The 20,829-nt window shown below is 71.1% G+C and carries 17 protein-coding genes; 7 read left to right on the forward strand and 10 right to left on the reverse strand.

The genetic code is table 11. The features are described 5' to 3' along the window. Positions 1–259: 259 nt before the first annotated feature. Positions 260–1,864, forward strand: coding sequence for a citramalate synthase (cimA, locus tag ACFYOJ_RS29020; RefSeq protein WP_356555993.1), 1,605 nt, complete (start codon positions 260–262; stop codon positions 1,862–1,864). A gap of 72 nt (positions 1,865–1,936) precedes the next feature. Next, positions 1,937–3,289, forward strand: coding sequence for a hypothetical protein (locus ACFYOJ_RS29025; RefSeq protein WP_356555991.1), 1,353 nt, complete (start codon positions 1,937–1,939; stop codon positions 3,287–3,289). A gap of 42 nt (positions 3,290–3,331) precedes the next feature. On the opposite strand, the gene ACFYOJ_RS29030 is transcribed toward ACFYOJ_RS29025, so the two are convergent. Next, positions 3,332–3,937, reverse strand: a complete 606-nt coding sequence (locus ACFYOJ_RS29030; protein WP_356555989.1) for a YceI family protein — start codon at positions 3,935–3,937, stop codon at positions 3,332–3,334. Between the two features lie 330 nt (positions 3,938–4,267). Between ACFYOJ_RS29030 and ACFYOJ_RS29035 the strand changes: the two genes are divergently transcribed. Both ACFYOJ_RS29035 and ACFYOJ_RS29040 read left to right on the forward strand, forming a co-directional pair. Continuing rightward, the gene (locus ACFYOJ_RS29035; RefSeq protein WP_356555987.1) at positions 4,268–5,851 is read left to right on the forward strand and encodes an acyl-CoA carboxylase subunit beta; all 1,584 of its coding nucleotides are present in this window, start codon (positions 4,268–4,270) and stop codon (positions 5,849–5,851) included. 17 nt (positions 5,852–5,868) lie between these two features. Further along, a complete protein-coding gene (locus ACFYOJ_RS29040) occupies positions 5,869–6,066 on the forward strand; it encodes an acyl-CoA carboxylase epsilon subunit (RefSeq protein WP_356555985.1) in 198 nt (65 codons plus the stop codon). Between the two features lie 233 nt (positions 6,067–6,299). Here the strand turns inward: ACFYOJ_RS29040 and ACFYOJ_RS29045 are convergent, their stop codons facing one another. The 8 genes from ACFYOJ_RS29045 to ACFYOJ_RS29080 form a co-directional block, all read right to left on the reverse strand. Then, entirely contained in the window at positions 6,300–6,881 is a 582-nt protein-coding gene (locus ACFYOJ_RS29045) for an ATP/GTP-binding protein (RefSeq protein WP_026243582.1), read from the reverse strand. Then, on the reverse strand, positions 6,862–7,443 hold the full coding sequence (locus tag ACFYOJ_RS29050) for a DUF742 domain-containing protein (protein ID WP_356555983.1): 582 nt from the start codon (positions 7,441–7,443) through the stop codon (positions 6,862–6,864). Before ACFYOJ_RS29050 ends, ACFYOJ_RS29045 begins: the two co-directional genes overlap by 20 nt. A 94-nt stretch (positions 7,444–7,537) precedes the next feature. Then, on the reverse strand, positions 7,538–7,951 hold the full coding sequence (locus ACFYOJ_RS29055; protein WP_004983065.1) for a roadblock/LC7 domain-containing protein: 414 nt from the start codon (positions 7,949–7,951) through the stop codon (positions 7,538–7,540). A gap of 10 nt (positions 7,952–7,961) precedes the next feature. Continuing rightward, positions 7,962–11,261: a nitrate- and nitrite sensing domain-containing protein gene (locus tag ACFYOJ_RS29060; RefSeq protein WP_356555982.1), complete on the reverse strand. Its 3,300-nt coding sequence runs from the start codon at positions 11,259–11,261 to the stop codon at positions 7,962–7,964. A 400-nt stretch (positions 11,262–11,661) separates the two neighbouring features. After that, positions 11,662–12,237 (reverse strand): ATP/GTP-binding protein, encoded by a 576-nt coding sequence (locus tag ACFYOJ_RS29065; RefSeq protein ID WP_356555980.1) that lies wholly within the window; start codon positions 12,235–12,237, stop codon positions 11,662–11,664. After that, positions 12,218–12,616, reverse strand: a complete 399-nt coding sequence (locus tag ACFYOJ_RS29070; RefSeq protein WP_356555978.1) for a DUF742 domain-containing protein — start codon at positions 12,614–12,616, stop codon at positions 12,218–12,220. Before ACFYOJ_RS29070 ends, ACFYOJ_RS29065 begins: the two co-directional genes overlap by 20 nt. Before the next feature lie 111 nt (positions 12,617–12,727). Beyond that, positions 12,728–13,141 carry a roadblock/LC7 domain-containing protein gene (locus ACFYOJ_RS29075; RefSeq protein ID WP_003993189.1) on the reverse strand — a complete coding sequence of 138 codons (414 nt, stop codon included), beginning with the start codon at positions 13,139–13,141 and terminating at the stop codon, positions 12,728–12,730. 9 nt (positions 13,142–13,150) lie between these two features. Then, positions 13,151–17,092: a nitrate- and nitrite sensing domain-containing protein gene (locus tag ACFYOJ_RS29080; protein ID WP_356555977.1), complete on the reverse strand. Its 3,942-nt coding sequence runs from the start codon at positions 17,090–17,092 to the stop codon at positions 13,151–13,153. A gap of 603 nt (positions 17,093–17,695) precedes the next feature. Between ACFYOJ_RS29080 and ACFYOJ_RS29085 the strand changes: the two genes are divergently transcribed. The 3 genes from ACFYOJ_RS29085 (at position 17,696) to gltX (ending at position 20,318) form a co-directional block, all read left to right on the forward strand. Continuing rightward, positions 17,696–17,884, forward strand: a complete 189-nt coding sequence (locus ACFYOJ_RS29085) for a hypothetical protein (protein ID WP_356555976.1) — start codon at positions 17,696–17,698, stop codon at positions 17,882–17,884. 180 nt (positions 17,885–18,064) lie between these two features. Then, complete coding sequence (locus ACFYOJ_RS29090; RefSeq protein ID WP_356555974.1) at positions 18,065–18,841, forward strand: fumarylacetoacetate hydrolase family protein; 777 nt, start codon at positions 18,065–18,067, stop codon at positions 18,839–18,841. Next, entirely contained in the window at positions 18,834–20,318 is a 1,485-nt protein-coding gene (gltX, locus tag ACFYOJ_RS29095; RefSeq protein WP_356555972.1) for a glutamate--tRNA ligase, read from the forward strand. Before ACFYOJ_RS29090 ends, gltX begins: the two co-directional genes overlap by 8 nt. 212 nt (positions 20,319–20,530) lie before the next feature. On the opposite strand, the gene ACFYOJ_RS29100 is transcribed toward gltX, so the two are convergent. Next, the gene (locus tag ACFYOJ_RS29100; protein WP_356555970.1) at positions 20,531–20,731 is read right to left on the reverse strand and encodes a DUF397 domain-containing protein; all 201 of its coding nucleotides are present in this window, start codon (positions 20,729–20,731) and stop codon (positions 20,531–20,533) included. Between the last annotated feature and the right edge of the window lie 98 nt (positions 20,732–20,829).

Consider the following 20,829-nt stretch of genomic DNA (forward strand, 5'->3'; position numbering starts at 1 on the left):
GACTGTGCCAGACTGCCCCCGTGCTCTCGTTCGCCATGATTATTGGCAGCAGGCGCGCCGGTCCGCAGTGACCACCACGTACGACCAGGTACGGGTGGACACCGTCGTCCTCGACCCGCGCGCAGACCTCTCGCACCCGCGAGGGGTTTTTCGTTTTCCCGGCCCACCTCAAGCCGGGAGGAGAGCGCGAGGGATCATAGACGGACGGTGGAACCGGTCATTCCGGTAGACCGAGATCCCCTACAGGAGCCTTCAGATCATGACCGCATCCAGCGAACTCGACGATTCGTTCCACGTCTTCGACACCACCCTGCGCGACGGCGCGCAGCGCGAGGGCATCAACCTCACCGTCGCGGACAAGCTGGCCATCGCACGGCACCTGGACGACTTCGGCGTCGGCTTCATCGAGGGCGGCTGGCCCGGCGCGAACCCGCGGGACACCGAGTTCTTCGCCCGTGCCCAGCAGGAGATCGAGTTCCGCCACGCCCAGCTCGTCGCCTTCGGCTCCACCCGCCGCGCCGGTACGACCGCCGCCGACGACCCGCAGGTCAGGGCGTTGCTGGAGTCCGGTGCCCAGGTGATCACGCTGGTCGCCAAGTCCCACGACCGGCACGTCGAACTGGCGCTGCGCACCACGCTCGACGAGAACCTGGCCATGGTCGCGGACACGGTCTCCCACCTGAAGGCCCAGGGCCGCCGGGTCTTCGTCGACTGCGAGCACTTCTTCGACGGCTACCGCGCCAACCCCGAGTACGCCAAGGCCGTCGTCCGCGCCGCCTCCGAGGCGGGCGCCGACGTGGTCGTCCTGTGCGACACCAACGGCGGCATGCTCCCGGCGCAGATCCAGGCCGTGGTCGCCACGGTGCTCGCCGACACCGGTGCCCGGCTCGGCATCCACGCCCAGGACGACACCGGCTGCGCGGTCGCCAACACCCTCGCCGCCGTCGACGCGGGCGCCACCCACGTCCAGTGCACGGCCAACGGCTACGGCGAGCGCGTCGGCAACGCCAACCTCTTCCCGGTCGTGGCCGCCCTCGAGCTGAAGTACGGCAAGAAGGTGCTGCCGGAGGGCCGGCTGCGCGAGATGACCCGCATCTCCCACGCCATCGCCGAGGTCGTCAACCTCACCCCCTCCACCCACCAGCCCTACGTCGGCGTCTCGGCGTTCGCGCACAAGGCCGGCCTGCACGCCTCCGCCATCAAGGTCGACCCGGACCTGTACCAGCACATCGACCCCGAGCTGGTCGGCAACACCATGCGGATGCTGGTCTCCGACATGGCCGGCCGCGCCTCCATCGAGCTCAAGGGCAAGGAGCTCGGCGTCGACCTCGGCGGCGACCGCGAACTGGTCGGCCGGGTCGTCGAGCGGGTGAAGGAGCGCGAGCTCAAGGGGTACACGTACGAGGCCGCGGACGCCAGCTTCGAACTCCTGCTGCGCGCGGAGGCCGAGGGCAAGCGGCTGGAGTACTTCCAGGTCGAGTCCTGGCGCGCGATCACCGAGGACCGCCCCGACGGCACCCACGCCAACGAGGCCACCGTGAAGCTGTGGGCCAAGGGCGAGCGCATCCTCGCCACGGCCGAGGGCAACGGCCCGGTCAACGCCCTGGACCGCGCGCTGCGCGTCGCCCTGGAGAAGATCTACCCCGAGCTCGCCGGCCTCGGCCTGGTCGACTACAAGGTCCGCATCCTGGAGGGCGTGCACGGCACCCAGTCCACGACCCGGGTCCTCATCTCCACCTCCGACGGCAAGGGCGAATGGTCCACGGTCGGAGTCGCCGACAACGTCATCGCCGCCTCCTGGCAGGCACTGGAGGACGCGTACACGTACGGCCTGCTGCGCGCGGGGGTCTCGCCGGCCCGATGAGGCCCGGTCGGGTGTTTTTTCCTGTCTCCTCACTGATGTCTCTTCGACGAGGATTCGGGTACTTTCGAACGTATGACGGACGTTCGCATACGAGTCCTCATACGACTGCTGGTCGTGCCGGTCGTCGCCGCCCTGGCGGTGCTGACGGCCGGTGCGCCCGGCGCCCAGGCGGCCACGAGCGTGTCCGAGATCGGCGCCGCTCTGCGCGAGAGTCCCGTGTACGTGGACCCGGCCGCCTCCGACCTGCTCTCCGAGGCGGACGCCGAGGCGCTCGCCGACAAGATCGAGAGCGCGGACGAACCGGTCTTCGTGGCGGTCCTCCCCGCGGACTACCCGACGCGCGACCTCTTCCGGAACCTCCGCACCGAGACCGGCGTCACCGGCCTGTACGGCATCCGGCTCGGCGACCGCTTCGACGCCCGCGCCGACAGCAGCGTGCTCGGCCGGCAGGGTGTGAACAACCTGGTCGCCGCCGTGCAGGGCGCCGGTGACCCCAAGGCCCAGCTGAACGACTTCGTCGACGGCGCGCTGCGCAGCGTGCGCGGTTCGGCGCCCGCCTCGTGGGACTCGGGCGGCGGTACCGTCCCGGCCGGCGCCCTGATCGGTCTCGGCGCGGTCGTGGTGGCCGGCGGCGCGGGCGCCTACGCCCTGGCGCGGCGCGGCCGGCTCCGGCGCGAGGAGGAGCAGCGGGCCGCGCTGGAGCGGCTGCGGGTGGTGGTCGACGAGGACATCACGGCCTTCGGCGAGGAACTCGACCGGCTGGACTTCCACCCGGCGGAGCCCGGCGCGGACGACGCGATGCGCGCGGACTACGGGCACGCTCTCGACGCCTACGAACAGGCCAAGGCGTCCATGGCGGCCGCCCGCCGGCCGGAGGACGTCCGTGCCGTCACCGAGGCCCTGGAGGACGGCCGCTTCTCCCTGGCCCGGCTCGCCGCCCGCCGTGAGGGCAGGCCCCTGCCCGAGCGCCGTCCGCCGTGCTTCTTCGACCCGCGCCACGGCCCGTCCGTCGCCGACGCGATGTGGACGCCGCCGGGAGGCGCCACCCGCAAGGTGCCGGTCTGCGCGGCCGACCGGGCCCGCCTGTCCGACGGGCGTGACCCCATGGTCCGCGAGGTGGAGACCGACTACGGCCGCCGCCCCTACTGGGACGCGGGCCCGGCCTACGGCCCCTGGGCCGGCGGATACTTCGGCGGCGGCATCCTGCCCGGCCTGCTGGTCGGCACGATGCTGGGCGGCATGATGGCCACCCCCTCCTACGGTGCCGACTACGGCGCCGGATACGGCGACTTCGGCGGATACGGCGGCGACGTCTCCGGCGGCGACTTCGACCCCGGTGACTTCGGGGGCGGTTTCGGCGACTTCGGCGGGGGCGGCGGCTTCGGCGGGGGCGGCAGCGGAGGGGACTTCGGCGGAGGCTTCTGAGGAGCGGAGGGCACCGGGAGGCACGCCGCCGGAGAGCGGGCCTCAGGCCTGCTTGACCGCCGAGATGTCGAAGGTCAGCTTGATCTTGTCGGACACCAGCACGCCGCCCGTCTCCAGGGCCGCGTTCCAGGTCAGGCCCCACTCGGAGCGCAGGATCTCCGCCTTGCCCTCGAAGCCGACGCGCTCGTTGCCGAAGGGGTCCTTGGCGGCGCCGTTGAACTCCAGGTCGATGGTGACCGGCTTGGTGGTGCCGAGGATCGTCAGGTCGCCGGTGATGCGGTAGTCGTCACCGCCGAGGGCCTCCGCCCTGGTGGAACGGAAGGTCATCGTGGGGAACTCGTCCGTCCTGAAGAAGTCCGCGCTCTTCAGGTGGCCGTCGCGGTCGGCGGACCCGGTGTCGATGCTGTCCATCGCGATGTCGAGGGACGCGGTGGAGGCGGACGGGTCGCTTCCGTCCAGGTGCAGCGTGCCGGTGAAGTCGAGGAACTTGCCCTTGACGTTGGTGACCATGGCGTGCCGGGCGACGAAGCCGAGCGTGGTGTGCGACGGGTCGATCACGTAGTCACCGGTGAGGGCGGCGAGGCCGGGGTCGACGGCGGCGGGGGTGGTGGCGGCCGGGGTGGCGGACTTGTTGCCGAAGAGGCCCATGACGTTCTCCTTGGTTTTCGTTGAATGTTCAATCACTGCAACGAGAACGACCGTAGTCCTATTCTGTTCAATGTTCAACATCATCGGAGATGTTTTCCGGAAGGATCTTCCGGAGCCCCCGTGTCACTCCAGAGGTGGTATGTACCACCCATGAATGTGAGGTGACTCTCAGCCGACGGCTTTGTGCGACCTCTACAAGACTCGGGCCCTCTGAGCAGTCGAAAGGGCTGCATACCGGCGGGGTTCTGTTCAGGGTTACCAGGAAAACACGCCGGAGACTGTGCGGAGTCGACGGCTCGCTTTGCCCCGTCCGCTTCGTAGAGTCGCTACATGACCGTTTTGGATGAGGCGCCGGGTGAGCCGACGGACGCGCGCGGGCGAGTGGCCGAGCTGCACGAGATCCGTGCGCGGGCGCTGGCCGGGCCGAGCGAGAAGGCGACGGCGGCGCAGCACGCCAAGGGCAAGCTGACGGCGCGCGAGCGGATCGAACTGCTGGTGGACCCGGGGTCGTTCCGGGAGGTCGAGCAGTTGCGGCGGCACCGGGCGACGGGGTTCGGCCTGGAGGCGAAGAAGCCGTACACGGACGGTGTGATCACCGGCTGGGGCACGGTGGAGGGCCGTACGGTCTTCGTCTACGCGCACGACTTCCGGATCTTCGGCGGCGCGCTGGGCGAGGCCCACGCCACGAAGATCCACAAGATCATGGACATGGCCATCGCGGCCGGTGCGCCGCTGGTGTCGCTGAACGACGGCGCCGGTGCCCGCATCCAGGAGGGCGTCAGCGCGCTCGCCGGTTACGGGGGCATCTTCCAGCGCAACACCAAGGCGTCGGGTGTGATCCCGCAGATCAGCGTCATGCTCGGCCCGTGCGCCGGCGGCGCGGCCTACAGCCCGGCGCTGACGGACTTCGTGTTCATGGTCCGTGACACCTCGCAGATGTTCATCACCGGTCCGGACGTGGTCAAGGCGGTCACCGGCGAGGAGATCACCCAGAACGGGCTCGGCGGCGCGGACGTGCACGCCGAGACCTCCGGCGTGTGTCACTTCGCCTACGACGACGAGGAGACCTGCATCGCCGAGGTCCGCTACCTCCTCTCCCTCCTCCCGCAGAACAACCGCGAGAACCCGCCGCGCACCGAGTCGTCGGACCCGGTCGACCGCCGCGGCGACACGCTCCTCGACCTGGTCCCGGCGGACGGCAACCGGCCGTACGACATGGCGAAGGTGATCGAGGAGATCGTCGACGACGGCGAGTACCTCGAGGTCCACGAGCGCTGGGCCCGCAACATCATCTGCGCGCTGGCCCGCCTGGACGGGCAGGTCGTGGGCATCGTCGCCAACCAGCCGCAGACCCTGGCCGGCGTCCTGGACATCGAGGCCAGCGAGAAGGCCGCCCGTTTCGTCCAGATGTGCGACGCCTTCAACATCCCCATCGTCACCTTCCTCGACGTCCCCGGCTTCCTGCCCGGCGTCGACCAGGAACACGGCGGCATCATCCGCCACGGCGCCAAGCTGCTGTACGCGTACTGCAACGCGACCGTGCCGCGCATCTCCCTGATCCTGCGCAAGGCCTACGGCGGCGCGTACATCGTCATGGACTCCCAGTCCATCGGCGCCGACCTCACCTACGCCTGGCCCACCAACGAGATCGCCGTGATGGGCGCCGAGGGTGCCGCCAACGTCATCTTCCGCCGGCAGATCGCCGAGGCCGAGGACCCCGAGGCCATGCGGGCCCGCATGGTCAAGGAGTACAAGACCGAGCTGATGCACCCCTACTACGCGGCCGAACGCGGCCTGGTCGACGACGTCATCGACCCGGCCGAGACCCGCGAGGTCCTCATCAGGTCCCTGGCGATGCTCCAGACCAAGCACGCCGATCTGCCCTCCCGCAAGCACGGCAACCCGCCGCAGTGACCCGAGGAGCCACCCCCATGTCCATTCCCGACATCCGCGTCGAGAAGGGCCACGCCGAGCCCGAGGAGGTCGCCGCCATCACGGCCCTCCTGCTGGCCCGCGCCGCCGCCCGCCCCGCCGGGATCGCCCCCGTCCACGGCGGCGGCCGCGTCCGCGCCGGCTGGCGCCGCCTGGAGCGCGAGCCCGGCTTCCGAGCACCGCACAGCTGGCGCTGACCTGACCATACGTAGAGGCCCCCTCCGCACCTGGAGGGGGCCTCTACGTATGGCCAAGGGCTGGGCAGCTCACCCAGGGACGCGGGGCCGTGCCGGTATGCGGCTCCGCCGCGCGGGCGCCACCAGCCACCGGCCACCCGCACCCGGCGACGAAACAGCCCCCGGCAGCCCAGTGGCCGCAGGGGGCGTGTCGCAACCCGGCGCTACGGGGTGCCCGCAGACCGCGCGGAGCGCTAGCGCAGCCGCGCCATCAGCGCGTGCTCCACGAGGGTGATCAGCGTCGACTTCGCGTCCGCCCGGTGCCGCGCGTCCGTCGTGATGATCGGCGTGTCGGGGCCGATCTGCAGCGCCTCCCGGACCTCGTCCGGGTTGTACGGCTGCTGCCCGTCGAAGCCGTTGAGGGCGATGACGAACGGCAGCCCGGAGTTCTCGAAGTAGTCGACGGCCGGGAAGCAGTCGGCCAGCCGCCTCGTGTCGACCAGCACGACCGCGCCGATGGCGCCGCGCACCAGGTCGTCCCACATGAACCAGAAACGGTCCTGGCCGGGCGTGCCGAACAGGTACAGGATCAGGTCCTGGTCGAGCGTGATGCGGCCGAAGTCCATGGCGACCGTGGTGGTCGTCTTGTCCCCGGTGTGGGTGAGGTCGTCGATGCCCGCTGACGCGGATGTCATCACGGCCTCGGTGCGCAGCGGGTTGATCTCCGAGACGGCGCCGACGAACGTGGTCTTGCCGACGCCGAAACCGCCCGCCACCACGATCTTCGCGGACGTGGTGGAGCGGGAAGGCCCTCCGCTAGAGCTTGCGAAGTCCACTGAGCACCCTTTCGAGCAATGTCACGTCTGGCTGGCCGCCGGCGTTGTCGTCGCCGCCGGGCTGATGGATGGCGACCAGGCCCGCCTCCGCCAAGTCGGCGACGAGGATCCTGGCCACGCCGAGAGGGATGGTCAGCAGGGCCGAGATCTCGGCCACCGACTTGATCTCCCGGCAGAGGTTGCAGATCCGCTGATGCTCGGGCAGCTGGCCCTGCATCTGGTGCGGCTGCGCGGTGGTGTGCACCAGCGCCTCGATGGCGAGCTGGTACCGCGGCCTGGTACGGCCGCCCGTCATGGCGTACGGGCGCACCAGGGGGTTGTTCGACGCCCCTGCGGGCGCCGGCTCAGGGGTGCGGCGCTGCGGCTGCACAGGGGGCTGGACGCGCGGAGCGTGCGGCTGGTCGTACGGCGAAGGAGCGGGACCCTGCGGCGCGTACGGCTGCCGGTGGCCCGGGACGGAGGGGAAGCCGTACCCGTACCCGTTCGCGGAGCCGTCGTTCTGACTCTGTGCGGGGCCGTACGACCAGTTGTCCGAAAACGGACCGCCTGGGGGTGTTGCCACTTTCTCCTCCTCCGACTGTGCCTGGCGTCCATCGCTGTGGAGCCGCGTCCCGAAACTTTACGGCCACGGGACGCCAAAACGCACCGTCTGTCCTTCAGTTGAGAAGGCTCCCCTGGAGCTCGGCCCGCAGATCGGGCGTCAGGACCGTACCCGCACGGTCCACCAGAAGGGCCATCTCGTACCCGATGAGGCCGATGTCCGCTTCGGGGTGGGCGAGAACGGCGAGCGAGGAACCGTCGGAGATGGACATGATGAAAAGGAATCCCCGCTCCATCTCCACAACCGTCTGGTTCACGCTGCCGCCCTCGAAGATGCGCGAGGCGCCGGCGGTCAGCGAGGTCAGACCGGAGGCGACGGCCGCGAGCTGGTCGGCGCGGTCGCGGGGGAACCCTTCGGACATCGCCAGAAGGAGTCCGTCGGCGGAGACCACCACCGTGTGGGACACCCCCGGGGTGTTGTCCACGAAGTTGGTGATCAACCAGTTCAGGTTCTGTGCCGCCTGGCTCATCGGGCTCACACTAACGCTCCTGGTTGTAGGTGCTGTCAGGACCACGGTCTTCGTTCCTTGTGTCCTGGCCGTTCGTTTCACTGCCTGCGGTGCGGCCCCGTTCGACGCCGCGCCGCAGGTTGCTCAGCCTGCCCCGGACGTCCTCCGGGGCGCGGGAGACCTGTGGGCCTCCCTGAGGAGTGGCCTCGGCGGCGCCCTCGACCAGATTGGCCTTGGGGACCCGCCGCGGCAGACCGGAGGGGGTCACCCCGCCCGCCTTCGGCTTGCGCAGCTGTGAAGCCTGCTGCCAGCGCTCGTCGTTGGCCGAACGCCAGTCGCCGGTGTCGCCCGCGGCCGGTGCCGAAGCCGGCGTCCCGTGGTCCGCGCGCCTCGCCTCACCCGGACCGCCCGCGGCGGAACCGCGGCGCGGAAGACCGGCGTCGGTGAGCTCGTGGGCCGCGGAGGAATCCGCCCCCGGACGGTCGAAGCCTACGCGTTCCGCCTCGCCCGCGTCAGCGGCCTGCGAGGATTCCGCTTCCACGGCACCCGCGGCGTACTGTCCCGGCAGGCCGCTTCGGTAACCGTCCGGCTGGGGCCAGTCGTCCTGGTGGCGGCGCTGCTCGAAGGCCGTGTACGTCTCCTGGGCGCCGGAGGCGGCGGGCTCGTGCCCGCCCCGGCCGGGCTCCGCATAGGACGGGTCGGCGTAGGACGGGTCGGCGTAGCCGTCGCCCGGCGCATGACCCTCGCCCTGCGGCCGGCCGCCGTCCTGCGCGTAGTACTGGTCGCCGTACGCCGTCTGCTGCTGGTCGCCGTACGCCGTCTGCTGGTCGTAGGTCCCGTTCTGCAGGCCCTGGTAGCCGTTCGGGTCCTGGTAACCGTCTGGACCCTGGTAGCCGTTCGGGTCCTGGCCGTAGACCGGCTGCTGCCCGGTGAACTGGTCCTGGAACCCGGCCGTCCCGGCACTCCCGTGCCCGCCGTGCTCCGCCGGGCCGGACTGCTCGGACTGCGCCTGGGCCTCCAGGGCCGCGCGGCGTTCCTCGCGCAGCAGGGAGCGGCCGACGGGGTCGAGCTCGCGGATGTCGTCGGGGACCTCGGTGTAGCGGCTGTCGTCGAAGCCCAGCTCGGCGGCGGTCCGCAGGGGCTGACCGGACTGGCCGGAGTGCTCGCCCTGGACGTTCTGCTCCGGGATGATCTGCGAGACGGTGAACTCGTCGCGCGGCTGCTGCTCGCCGCCGCCACCGTGGGTGATGGCGTCCGGGAGCATGACCAGCGAGGTGGTGCCTGCCTGCTCGCCGGAGGGGCGCAGCTGGACGCGGATGCCGTGCCGGCCGGACAGGCGGCCGACCACGAACAGGCCCATGCGCTGCGAGATCGCGGCGTCCACGGTCGGCGGGTTGGCCAGCTTGTGGTTGATGTCCGCGAAGTCCTCGGCGGTCAGGCCGATGCCCTTGTCGTGGATCTCGACCATGATGCGGCCGTCGGGCAGCCGGGTCGCGGTGACGCGGACCTTGGTCTGCGGGGAGGAGAACGTGGTGGCGTTCTCCAGCAGCTCGGCCAGCAGGTGCACGAGGTCGGTCACGGCACGGCCGTGGATCTCGGCCTCCGGGACGCCCTGCAGTTCGATGCGCTCGTACTGCTCCACCTCGGAGGAGGCGGCGCGCAGCACGTCGACCAGCGGCACCGGCTGGTCCCAGCGGCGGCCGGGCTCCTCGCCGGCGAGGACCAGGAGGTTCTCGCCGTTGCGGCGCATACGGGTGGCCAGGTGGTCCAGGCGGAAGAGGTTCTCCAGCTGGTCGGGGTCGGCCTCGTTGTTCTCCAGGTCGGTGATCAGGCTCAGCTGGCCCTCGATCAGCGACTGGTTGCGGCGCGAGAGGTTGGTGAAGATCGCGTTGATGTTGCCCCGCAGCAGGGCCTGCTCGGCGGCGAGCCGGACCGCCTCGCGGTGCACCTGGTCGAAGGCGCGGGCGACTTCGCCGATCTCGTCGGTCGAGCCGATCGGGATCGGCGCCACCCGGGTGTCGACCCGGCCGGGGTCGGTGCGGGAGAGCTGGTCGACCAGCGCCGGAAGACGCTGCTCGGCGACGTCGAAGGCGGCGTTGCGCAGCCGGTGCATGGAGCGGCTCATCTGACGGGCCACCATGCCGGCCAGGACGAACGCGGCGAGGAGGGCGATGACGACCACGGCGCCGGTGATGTAGGCGTCCTGCTCGGCGTCGTCGGCGATGGCGGAGGCCTCGTCCACCGCCTTGTCGGCCAGATCCGACTCGATCTTGCCGTAGGCGTCGAACTTGAGGGTGTTGACCGCCCACCAGTTGTCCGGCGTGATGCCCTGCCCGGCCAGCTCGGCGCGGGCGTCGGAGTCCGTGGAGGACAGACCGGCCAGCTCGGAGACCATGGTGGTCGGGTTGGACGGCGGCGCGACGTAGTCCGGGTCCTTGGCCTTGGCCTCCCTGGCCATGGCCGCGCCGTCCTCCCGCGCCTTCTTCTCGGCGTCCTCGAGCTTCTGCGCGTCCGCCTCGGTACCGCCGCCGATGTACTCCTCGACCGCGATGCGCTCGAGGTAGGCGTACGAGGAGAGCGCGACGCGCTGGCTGGCGAGGTGGCTCGGCTCCGGACCCGGCTTGATCAGCATGTGCATGCCGATGGAGCGCTCCAGCGAGAGCGCGGCCTTGGTCAGGGAGATCGCGTAGACGGTACGGCCGTAGGAGGTGATGTTGCCGGTGCCCAGGCCGAGCTCGTTGGCGAACTCCATCAGGGGGTGGGCGACACCGGTGTAACCCTCCTCGGTCTCCACGCCCTTGAGCTTGGAGGTGTAGGCGGCGGCGCGCAGCGTCTGCAGCTTGGGCTCCTGCTCGCGGAACACCTTCAGCCGGCGCTCCAGGCCGGCCTTGGCGGGCATGTCCCGGGCGGCCTCGTCGAAGGCGTCGGCGGCCCGGTCGGTCGCCGAACGGGCCCTGACGACCGTCTCGTCCTGCTCGCCCTTGCCCTGCAGCAGGGGAGCGGCGGTGATGTCACGCTCGTTGTAGAGGGCGCCGGCGTAGGCGAGGGAGGCCCGCACCAGGCGCGCGGTGCTCCTGGCGTCCTCGGCGTCCTGCCAGGTGTCGACCGAGCTCTTCACCTGGAAGCCGCCCATGACGAGGCCGACCAGCACGGGTATGAGCAGGATCGCGTTCAGCCGGGTGGTCACCCGCCAGTTGCGCGGCGAGAGGCGGCCGCCGCTCGGAGCGGGCGCGGGTTCCGGAGCGGCCACGGGGGTGGGAGCCGCTGTACGCGGCGGCGGGGTGAAGTTGCCCCGGGCCGATGGCTCGGGACTGTTCTTGCTTCGCCTCACTCGACCAACAACCTCTCGGCGGTCGGCACCTACACGTGCCGCAGTGTCTCAGCGCCCAGTCGCCGTCGGGTACGTGCTACTGCTGAGTACGTCCTTGGCCATTGGGCAGTTCTGGCATTCCAGCACGACGACCAGCGCTCTTCCAAACAGTGGAACGCGAGGGGCGCCCGTGAGGTAAGCCCCAGATAAAACGGTCATAAAGAGCGAGGTCCGTCAAAAGACGGGACGTTCGTGCGCACAGCGGCACCGGCCGACCGCGAGGGGTGTCGGTACCACCCGATTCCTCTGCCGAAACGTTATGAACACCGCGGCCGGCCGTGTCGAAGGACACAGCCGGCTCCGGAGGGTCTACGGCAACTGCCGTAGACCCCCGAGGAATTGGATCTTCCTGGCCGCCGGCCTACCTCAGCCGTGCCATCAGCGCGTGCTCCACCAGCGTGATCAGCGCGCTCTTGGCGTCCGCACGGTTCCGGGCGTCGGTCGTGATGATGGGGGTGTCGGGGCCGATCTGCAGCGCCTCGCGCACCTCGTCCGGGGTGTACGGCTGCTGCCCGTCGAAGCCGTTGAGGGCGACGACGAACGGCAGCCCGCTGTTCTCGAAGTAGTCGACGGCGGGGAAGCAGTCGGCCAGCCGGCGGGTGTCGCACAGGACGACGGCACCGATGGCGCCGCGCACCAGGTCGTCCCACATGAACCAGAAACGGTCCTGGCCGGGCGTGCCGAACAGGTACAGGATCAGGTCCTGGTCGAGCGTGATGCGGCCGAAGTCCATGGCGACCGTGGTGGTCGTCTTGCCCCCGGTGTGGGTGAGGTCGTCGATCCCCGCGCTGGCGGAGGTCATCACGGCCTCGGTGCGCAGCGGGTCGATCTCGGAGACGGCACCCACGAACGTGGTCTTGCCGACGCCGAAACCGCCCGCCACCACGATCTTCGCGGACGTGGTCGCCCGGCCTCCGTCAGAGCTTGCGAAGTCCACTGAGCACCCTTTCGAGCAGTGTCACGTCAGGTGCACCGCCGTTGTTCTCGTCGCCGCCCGGCTGGTGGACGGCGACGAGTCCGGCCTCCGCGAGGTCCGCGACGAGGATCCGGGCGACACCCAGCGGCATCGACAGCAGGGCCGACACCTCGGCCACCGACTTCACCTCGCGGCACAGATGGCAGATCCGCTGGTGCTCGGGGAGCAGCCCCATGAGTACGGCCGGGTCGGCCGTCGTGCTGATCAGCGCCTCGATGGCGAGCTGGTAGCGCGGCCTGGTCCGGCCGCCGGTCATCGCGTACGGACGTACCAGCGGCTGGTCGCCCTCGTCCTCGTACGGCTCCGCGTACGGATCATGAGAGGCGGTGGGCGGGGTCATGAATCCTCCGGGCGGGACAGCAGGTTGGTCAGTCGTGCCGTCTGACGTGGCCGGTGGGGGGATTGTGGCGGCCGGACGGTGATGTGGTGAAACGGATGGTGCCGGGGCCGATCAGTGGAGCAGACTGCCTTGCAGTTCGGCACGCAGGTCCGGGGTGAGGACCGCGCCCGCGCGGTCGACCAGCAGCGCCATCTCGTAGCCGACGAGGCCGATGTCGCACTCCGGGTGCGCGAGAACGGCCAGGGACGAGCCGTCCGAGACGGACATGAGGAAGAGGAACCCGCGTTCCATCTCCACGACCGTCTGGGCGACGCTGCCACCCTCGAAGATCCGGGACGCCCCCGCGGTCAGCGAGGTCAGACCGGAGGCGACGGCCGCGAGCTGGTCGGCGCGGTCGCGCGGGAAGCCCTCCGACATCGCCAGAAGAAGTCCGTCGGCGGACACGACGACGGTGTGGGACACCCCCGGGGTGTTGTCCACGAAATTCGTGATCAACCAGTTGAGGTTCTGTGCCGCCTGGCTCATCGGGCTCAACTAACGCTCCTGCTGGTGAGTGGGCCGCGGGTGGCTGCCGGTCTGGTTGGTACCGGCCTGGCGGCCCTGTGCGATTCCCCGACGGAGATTGGTCAGCCGGCCGCGCACGTCGTCGGGCGCGCGCGAGACCTGCGGACCGTTCTGGTGCGTCTGCTGCTGAGCCGTGCCCGGGACGAGGTTCGCCCGGGGCACCCGGCGCGGCAGGCCGGAGGTGGTGACTCCACCCGCGGCCGGCTGCCGGACACGTTCGGCCTGCCGGACGAGTTCGTCGTTCGGCGAGCTCCGCCAGGCGGAGCCGGCGGGGCGCTGGGGGGCCGCCGGGGTCTGGGGCTGGGCCTGCGGTTCGGCGGCGGGCGCGGGAGCGGAGGCGTTGCCCTCCGCGTGCTCCCGGCGGTCGCCGTGGAACCAGTTGGTCTCCAGCGTGTCGTACAGCGGCGTGCGCCCGTCGCCGGGCCCGGTGGCGGGCGGCAGGGCCCAGCCGTCGGCCGGCCGCTGCTGGGCCTGGGCACCCTGGGCGGGCTCCTGGTGGACGGGGAGCTGCTGCGGGGCCTGCGGGCGCGGCGCGGCGAGGCCGTCGCCCGCGTGCGCGCCGTCGGTCCGGGGGCGCTCGAACTGCCCGGTCGCCGACGGGTCCTGGCGGTGCGGCAGGCGGTGCTGTCCGGTCGAGCCGTCCTCGTGCGCGGGGACGCCCGGGAACTGCCCGGTCGCCGACGGGTCCTGGCGGTGCGGCAGGCGGTGCTGCCCCGTCGAGCCGTTCTCGTACGCCGGGACGCCCGGGAACTGCCCGGTCGTGGCGAGGTCGTCCGGACCCTGCTGTGCCGGCTGCCCGCCGAAGACGTCCGGGCGGACGAACGAACCGCCGTCGTGCTGCGGCGCTGCCTGCTCCTGCCGCGGGAACGGGTCGTTCTGCGGGGCGTTCCCGCCGCCGGGCCCGTACGCGGCCGGCGCGGGCAGGCCGAACTGGCCCGTGTTCTGCGGGTCGTTCTGCGAGGGGACCGGGGCGTCGAAGTCCGGACGGGCGAACTCCGCCGTGCTGCCGGGACCCTGCGGCTCACCGTGCCGGGGGACCGCAGGCATCTCCGCGGTCGCGCCCGGACCCTGCCGGTCGCCGTGGTCCGGCTTCCGGTCCGTACGGGACGAGTCCGGCTCGTCGTGGCCCCGGGGGGCGTCCAGCGAGGCACGGGGCACGGGCGGCTGCGCGTTCTCGTCGCTCCAGCTGGGCACGCGGGGCTGCGGGTTGCCGCCGGGCAGCTCGGCCCGCGGACCGCCGTGCGGCGGCAGCTGCGGACGACGGCCCTGCTCGGCCTCGCCGTTGTCCTTGCGCCTGCCGCGCTGCGGGGGCACCGGGGCCCGGCCGCCGAAGGCGTCCTGCTCCTGCGGGGGTCGCCCGCCGCCGAAGACGTCGGAACGCTGCGGGGCGTTCATGCCCGCGGCCTGCAGACCCTGCGGGACACCGGGCGCCTGACCGGCACCCGCGCCCGCACCGGCACCCGCGCCGGCCGGAGCCGGACGGCCCTGCCGGTCCGGAGCCGCCGGGCCCTGGGGCCCTCGCGCGGCGTCCGGGGCGCCCGGACGGCCGCCGTTGTCCCGGCCGGGGAGCGCGGCCCGCGGCCCCTGACCGGCGGCGAGCCGGCCACCGGCCTGCGCGCCGCCGCCGAAGGCGCCGCCGCCCTGGCCGAGCGCGCCGCCGCCCTGACCGCCGCGGCGTGCCGCCGCGATACCCGCCGCGGCCTGGGCCGCGGCCGGACCGCCGCCGCCCGTGCCCGGCTGGCCCTGCTTGGGCTGCGGCTTGCGGCCGCCCTGGGCGACGTCGACGGGCAGCATGACCAGCGCGGTCGTACCACCGGAGTCGGACGGGCGCAGCTGGATGCGGATGCCGTGGCGCTGCGAGAGCCGGCCGACCACGAACAGACCCATGCGGCGGGAGACGGAGACGTCCACGGTCGGCGGCGAGGCGAGCCGCTCGTTGATCGCCGCGAGGTCCTCGGGGGAGAGGCCGATACCGGTGTCGTGGATCTCGATCAGCACCCGCCCGTCGGGCAGGGCGTGACCGGTGACCTTGACCTTGGTCTGCGGGGAGGAGAACGACGTCGCGTTCTCCAGCAGCTCGGCGAGCAGGTGCACGAGGTCGTTGACCACGCGGCCGGCGACCTGGGTGGCCGGCACCGAGGCCAGTTCGATGCGCTCGTACTGCTCCACCTCGGAGGCGGCGGCACGGAGCACGTCGACCAGCGGCACCGGACGCGTCCAGCGGCGGCCGGGCTCCTCACCGGCGAGGACGAGGAGGTTCTCACCGTTACGGCGCATGCGCGTCGCGAGGTGGTCGAGCTTGAAGAGCGAGGAGAGCTGGTCCGGGTCGGCCTCGCGGGACTCCAGTTCGGAGATGAGCGAGAGCTGACGCTGGATGAGGCCCTGGGAGCGGCGCGAGAGGTTGGTGAACATCGCGTTGACGTTGCCCCGCAGCAGGGCCTGCTCGGCGGCGAGGCGGACCGCCTCGCGGTGCACGTCGTCGAAGGCCGCGGCCACTCGGCCGATCTCGTCCCGGGAGTGCACGCCGACCGACTCCACCGAGGTGTCGACGTCCTGCGGGTCGGTCTCGGAGAGCTGCTTGACAAGCTCGGGCAGGCGCTCCTGGGCGACCCGGGTGGCCGTGTCCTCCAGCCGGCGCAGCGAGCGGATCATGGACCGGGCCACGACGAACGCGCCGACCAGCGAGACACCGAGCACCAGCAGGATCAGCACACCGGAGACGATCGCCTCCTGCTCGGACTCGCTGCGCAGCTCGCGGGCCTTCTGCTCCATGTCCTCCAGCAGGCGGAGCTCGATGTTCTTCATCTGCTGGATCTTGGTGGAGCTGTCGTCCAGCCAGTCCTGGTACGACCGGGCCTTCAGGTCGGACAGACCGTCGACGCGGCTGAACGCCCGGCCGGCGTACTGGTCGGCCGACTCGATGACCGGGTTGCCCTGGGAGATCGGCTTGAGGAGGTCCTCGGCGCCGTCGCCGTAGATGCTGCCGAAGCTGCGCAGCTCGGACGTCTGGCTCTGCAGCGCCGACTGGGCGTAGAGCCGGTCGTTCTCGGAGAGGTCACCCTTCTTGTCCGGGGTGGCCGGAAGGGCCGCGGCGAGGACCGCGCGCTGGACGGACGCGTACTCCTTGGCAGACGAGAACGCCGCCAGGGCACGCGTGCGCTGGATCATCTGGGGGTTGCTGGTCGCCTCCGCCATGTCCTGCGAGAGGTCGAGCAGGTTGGTGATCAGGCGGTGGTAGGCCTCGACGGTCTGGGTCGAGTTCTTCGGGTCCGTGTAGGCGGTGCTGCGGATCTTGTTCAGGTCGTTCAGGTCGCTCGCGAGGCCGACGAGGCTGTCACGGACGCCGACCAGGTTGCCGCCCTTGCTGGCGGCGTCGATCTCCTCGGAACGGTCGAGGAAGTTCTTCAGCGCGCGGTCGGTCTTCTCCCGGTCGCCCTTGACGGCGATAGCGCTGGACGTGGAGCCGTGTGCCAGGGGACCGGCGGACTGGTCGCGCTCCTCCTGGAGCGCGGCGGCCAGCTCGGTGGCCTGCGCGGTCATCTCCGTCAGCAGCTTCATGTTGTCGAGCTGCTGGATGTCGTCCAGCGACTCGTTGATGCGCAGCGCGCCCAGCGAGGTCGCCGCGACCACCGGAAGGGCCAGCAGCGACACGAGGCGGGTGGAGATACGCCAGTTGCGCAGGGCTATGCGCGAGCCGGGGCCGGTCGGGCCCGCGGCCGGCTTCCCGGCCGGCTTCTGTCCCGGGACGGGGGCGTCCCCGGCCTGGCCGGAGCGGTCGCCGCTGCCGCCGGGCTGGGCCTGGCCCTGGTTCTGGGCGTGCTGGGGCGAGGAGCTGACGGCCTTGGGGCCAGTCCCGCCGTGCGGCTCCGGCTCCGCCGAAGCGCTGCCATCCCTCTTGAAACGTCCCTGCACTAGCGTCGCAACCTCTGGACCAGGCGCCCGGCCGCGTGAACGGCTGAGCACGGTGTCGGCGTCATAGGGGCGCCCTGAATACGCCCCCGTGGTGTGGTCGTGAGTGACCGGCGCTGGTTCCCCCTCCGTGCCGCCGCTCGGCGCTGTGATGCGCCCCCTGTGCGCCGGCTCGATCCCGCGGCGGTCCGTGGAATTCCAGCACAGTGCAGGAACTCCAACAAGGCCCGTGGAGCAGGCGGTGATCTCGGTGACAGCACGTGAAGGCCAGGTCACGGCCGGTGGAAATGATCACCTACAAAACGGACGTAAGCCCGCGAGTCGTCGACGGGTGCACCGTGTCCCAGTCGGCACGATCAGGAGCGGAATGATGGCTTCAGGGGTGCATTGTCGCTTTCGTCGGCGTGAGGTGCCGGTCTGAATTGACCGCTTTGACCCTTGTTGAGTGAGCAAACTCACACGCCGTTCCCGGACCCTCCCCGGATCGGCGGGGAATCGCATGTTTAGCCTGACGCTTTACAAGAGAAGGCAAACCCGACAACCCGCGCCCCGCAGTGGTCCTTGCACCCTCACGGCGCCCGCACACGACAGGGTCTCGAAACAACCGTGAAGACGACGATCATCTCCCACAAGATCGCCAACCCGCGCCGCACGACGCTGGCCCACCTCGACGGCGTCGACGAGCTGCAGACGCCGCAGCGGCCGGAGCACGCCGTCGAGCTCCCCGCCCAGACCGCCAACCCCCGGCGCACGATCCTCATGGAGATCCCCGCCGCGGCCTCCGCGGCGGAGTAGGCACCACCCGCCCGGCCGCGCGAGGCCCGGCCGGCCGCACACGGGACCACGGGCGCCCGCGCACCCGCCGACACCGCTCCCCGGGGAGCCGCGGCGGGCCGTGCGCGAGGCGCCCGACGTCTGGCGCGTTAGCCTGGAGCGTCAGACTCCAGCCGCTTCAGTCAAGGGGCCACACCACCCGTGCGCATCGCCAGGTTCTCCATCGACGGGAACGTCGCCTTCGGCGCGGTCGAGGGCGACCAGCCGGACGAGCTCGTCCTCGACATCATCAAGGGCATCCCCTTCGCGGACTTCGAGCTCTCCGGCACCAAGGTCCCGCTGAGCAAGGTGCGGCTGCTGCCGCCGGTGCTCCCCAACAAGGTCGTCGCCTTCGGCCGCAACTACGCCGAGCACGCCCGCGAACTCGGCAACGAGGCGCCCGACGCCCCGTTCGCCTTCTTCAAGCCGTCCACCTCGGTCATCGGCCCCGGCGACGCCATCCAGTACCCCTCCTTCTCCGAGGAACTGCACCACGAGGCCGAGCTCGCCGTCGTCATCGGCCGCATGTGCCGCGAGGTCCCGCGCGACCGCGTCAAGGACGTGATCCTCGGCTACACCTGCGCCAACGACGTCACCGCCCGCGACGTGCAGCGCCGCGAGAAGCAGTGGGCCCGCGCCAAGGGCTTCGACTCGGCCTGCCCGCTCGGCCCCTGGGTGGAGACGGACCTCGACCCGGACGACCTGACCATCCAGCTCACGGTCAACGGCGCCCAGCGCCAGCTCGGCCGCACCAGCGAGATGATCCACCCCGTCGCGGACCTGATCGCCAACATCTCCGAGGCCATGACGCTGCTGCCCGGCGACGTGATCCTCACGGGCACCCCGGCCGGAGTCGGCCCCCTCAACGTCGGCGACGAGGTCGCCGTCACCATCGAAGGCATCGGCACTCTCACCAACAAGGTTGTCAAGCGTGGCTAGCGCACCCGGCTCCCCCGTACGCGTCCGATTCTGTCCGTCCCCCACCGGCAACCCCCACGTGGGCCTGGTCCGCACCGCCCTGTTCAACTGGGCGTTCGCCAAGCACCACCAGGGCACCCTGGTCTTCCGCATCGAGGACACCGACGCCGCCCGCGACTCCGAGGAGTCGTACCAGCAGCTCCTCGACTCGCTGCGCTGGCTGGGCTTCGACTGGGACGAGGGCCCCGAGGTCGGCGGCCCCCACGCGCCGTACCGCCAGTCGCAGCGCATGGACATCTACAAGGACGTCGCCCAGAAGCTGCTCGACGCCGGCCACGCCTACCACTGCTACTGCTCCCAGGAGGAGCTGGACACCCGCCGCGAGGCCGCCCGCGCCGCCGGCAGGCCCTCCGGCTACGACGGCCACTGCCGCGAGCTGAGCGCCGCGCAGGTCGAGGAGTACAAGGCCCAGGGCCGCGAGCCCATCGTCCGCTTCCGGATGCCCGACGAGGCGATCACCTTCACCGACCTGGTCCGCGGCGAGATCACCTACCTCCCGGAGAACGTCCCGGACTACGGCATCGTCCGCGCCAACGGCGCCCCGCTCTACACGCTGGTCAACCCGGTCGACGACGCCCTGATGGAGATCACCCACGTCCTGCGCGGCGAGGACCTGCTCTCCTCCACCCCCCGCCAGATCGCCCTCTACAAGGCGCTGATCGAGCTGGGCGTCGCCAAGGAGATCCCCGCCTTCGGCCACCTGCCGTACGTCATGGGCGAGGGCAACAAGAAGCTCTCCAAGCGCGACCCGCAGTCGTCCCTCAACCTCTACCGCGAGCGCGGCTTCCTCCCCGAGGGCCTGCTCAACTACCTCTCCCTGCTCGGCTGGTCCCTCTCCGCCGACCAGGACATCTTCACGATCGACGAGATGGTCGCCGCCTTCGACATCGCCGACGTGAACCCCAACCCGGCCCGCTTCGACCTGAAGAAGTGCGAGGCGATCAACGCCGACCACATCCGCATGCTCGAGGTGAAGGACTTCACCGAGCGCTGCCGCCCCTGGCTGAAGGCCCCCGTCGCCCCCTGGGCGCCGGAGGACTTCGACGAGGCCAAGTGGCAGGCGATCGCCCCGCACGCGCAGACCCGCCTGAAGGTCCTCTCCGAGATCACCGACAACGTCGACTTCCTGTTCCTGCCGGAGCCGGTCTTCGACGAGGCGTCCTGGACCAAGGCCATGAAGGAGGGCTCGGACGCCCTGCTCCGCACCGCCCGCGAGAAGCTGGACGCGGCCGACTGGACGTCCCCCGAGTCCCTCAAGGAGGCCGTCCTGGCCGCCGGCGAGGCCCACGGCCTCAAGCTCGGCAAGGCCCAGGCCCCCGTCCGCGTCGCCGTCACCGGCCGCACGGTCGGCCTGCCCCTCTTCGAGTCCCTGGAGATCCTGGGCAAGGAGAAGTCCCTGACCCGCATCGACGCGGCCCTGGCCCGGCTCGCGGCGTAAGTCTCCTCACCTACGGCAGGGGCGGCAGCTACGGAAGCTGCCGCCCCTGCCGTATGCCGCCCCACACGTCCGTGGCCGCCCCCGAAGGGACGGCCACAGGGTCTGCGCAGCCATATGCGCGATGTCTTGCTTGCTGATCCCGATCGTGCCGAGGCGGCTACGGACGGTCAAGCCGGGCGTCACGCGCGGTTGACCGACGGGTCGCTTTCCGGTCAGCCGCGGCGGGCGAGGCCGAGGAAGGCGGACCAAGCGGTCGGTGCGACGGCGAAGCTGCCTTGCTCGGTGTCCTTGGAGTCCCGGACGTGTACGGCGGAGGGGGCGGAGGCGACCTCGACGCAATCGCCGCCCGAGCCTCCGCTGTAGCTGCTCTTGACCCAGCGGAGCTGTAGAGCCTTGGACTGCACGGTATTCATAGGTCTCCGTAAGTTGTTAGGCGGCCCGGGAGGGCCGGGTGTGGCTGATAGCTCTCTGCCAGTCGTGGCTCGCGAGGAGTGGCCGCCCGGCTCTCCGG

It is taken from the genome of Streptomyces sp. NPDC006384, assembly GCF_042870695.1.
Lineage (GTDB): Bacteria > Actinomycetota > Actinomycetes > Streptomycetales > Streptomycetaceae > Streptomyces.

What these genes read in the sequence shown, in the direction of transcription:
- cimA (WP_356555993.1), top strand. Translation starts at nt 260, where the DNA reads ATGACCGCATCCAGCGAACTCGACGATTCGTTCCACGTCTTCGACACC.
- ACFYOJ_RS29025 (WP_356555991.1), top strand. Translation starts at nt 1,937, where the DNA reads ATGACGGACGTTCGCATACGAGTCCTCATACGACTGCTGGTCGTGCCG.
- ACFYOJ_RS29030 (WP_356555989.1), bottom strand. Translation starts at nt 3,937, where the DNA reads ATGGGCCTCTTCGGCAACAAGTCCGCCACCCCGGCCGCCACCACCCCC.
- ACFYOJ_RS29035 (WP_356555987.1), top strand. Translation starts at nt 4,268, where the DNA reads ATGACCGTTTTGGATGAGGCGCCGGGTGAGCCGACGGACGCGCGCGGG.
- ACFYOJ_RS29040 (WP_356555985.1), top strand. Translation starts at nt 5,869, where the DNA reads ATGTCCATTCCCGACATCCGCGTCGAGAAGGGCCACGCCGAGCCCGAG.
- ACFYOJ_RS29055 (WP_004983065.1), bottom strand. Translation starts at nt 7,951, where the DNA reads ATGAGCCAGGCGGCACAGAACCTGAACTGGTTGATCACCAACTTCGTG.
- ACFYOJ_RS29070 (WP_356555978.1), bottom strand. Translation starts at nt 12,616, where the DNA reads ATGACCCCGCCCACCGCCTCTCATGATCCGTACGCGGAGCCGTACGAG.
- ACFYOJ_RS29075 (WP_003993189.1), bottom strand. Translation starts at nt 13,141, where the DNA reads ATGAGCCAGGCGGCACAGAACCTCAACTGGTTGATCACGAATTTCGTG.
- ACFYOJ_RS29100 (WP_356555970.1), bottom strand. Translation starts at nt 20,731, where the DNA reads ATGAATACCGTGCAGTCCAAGGCTCTACAGCTCCGCTGGGTCAAGAGC.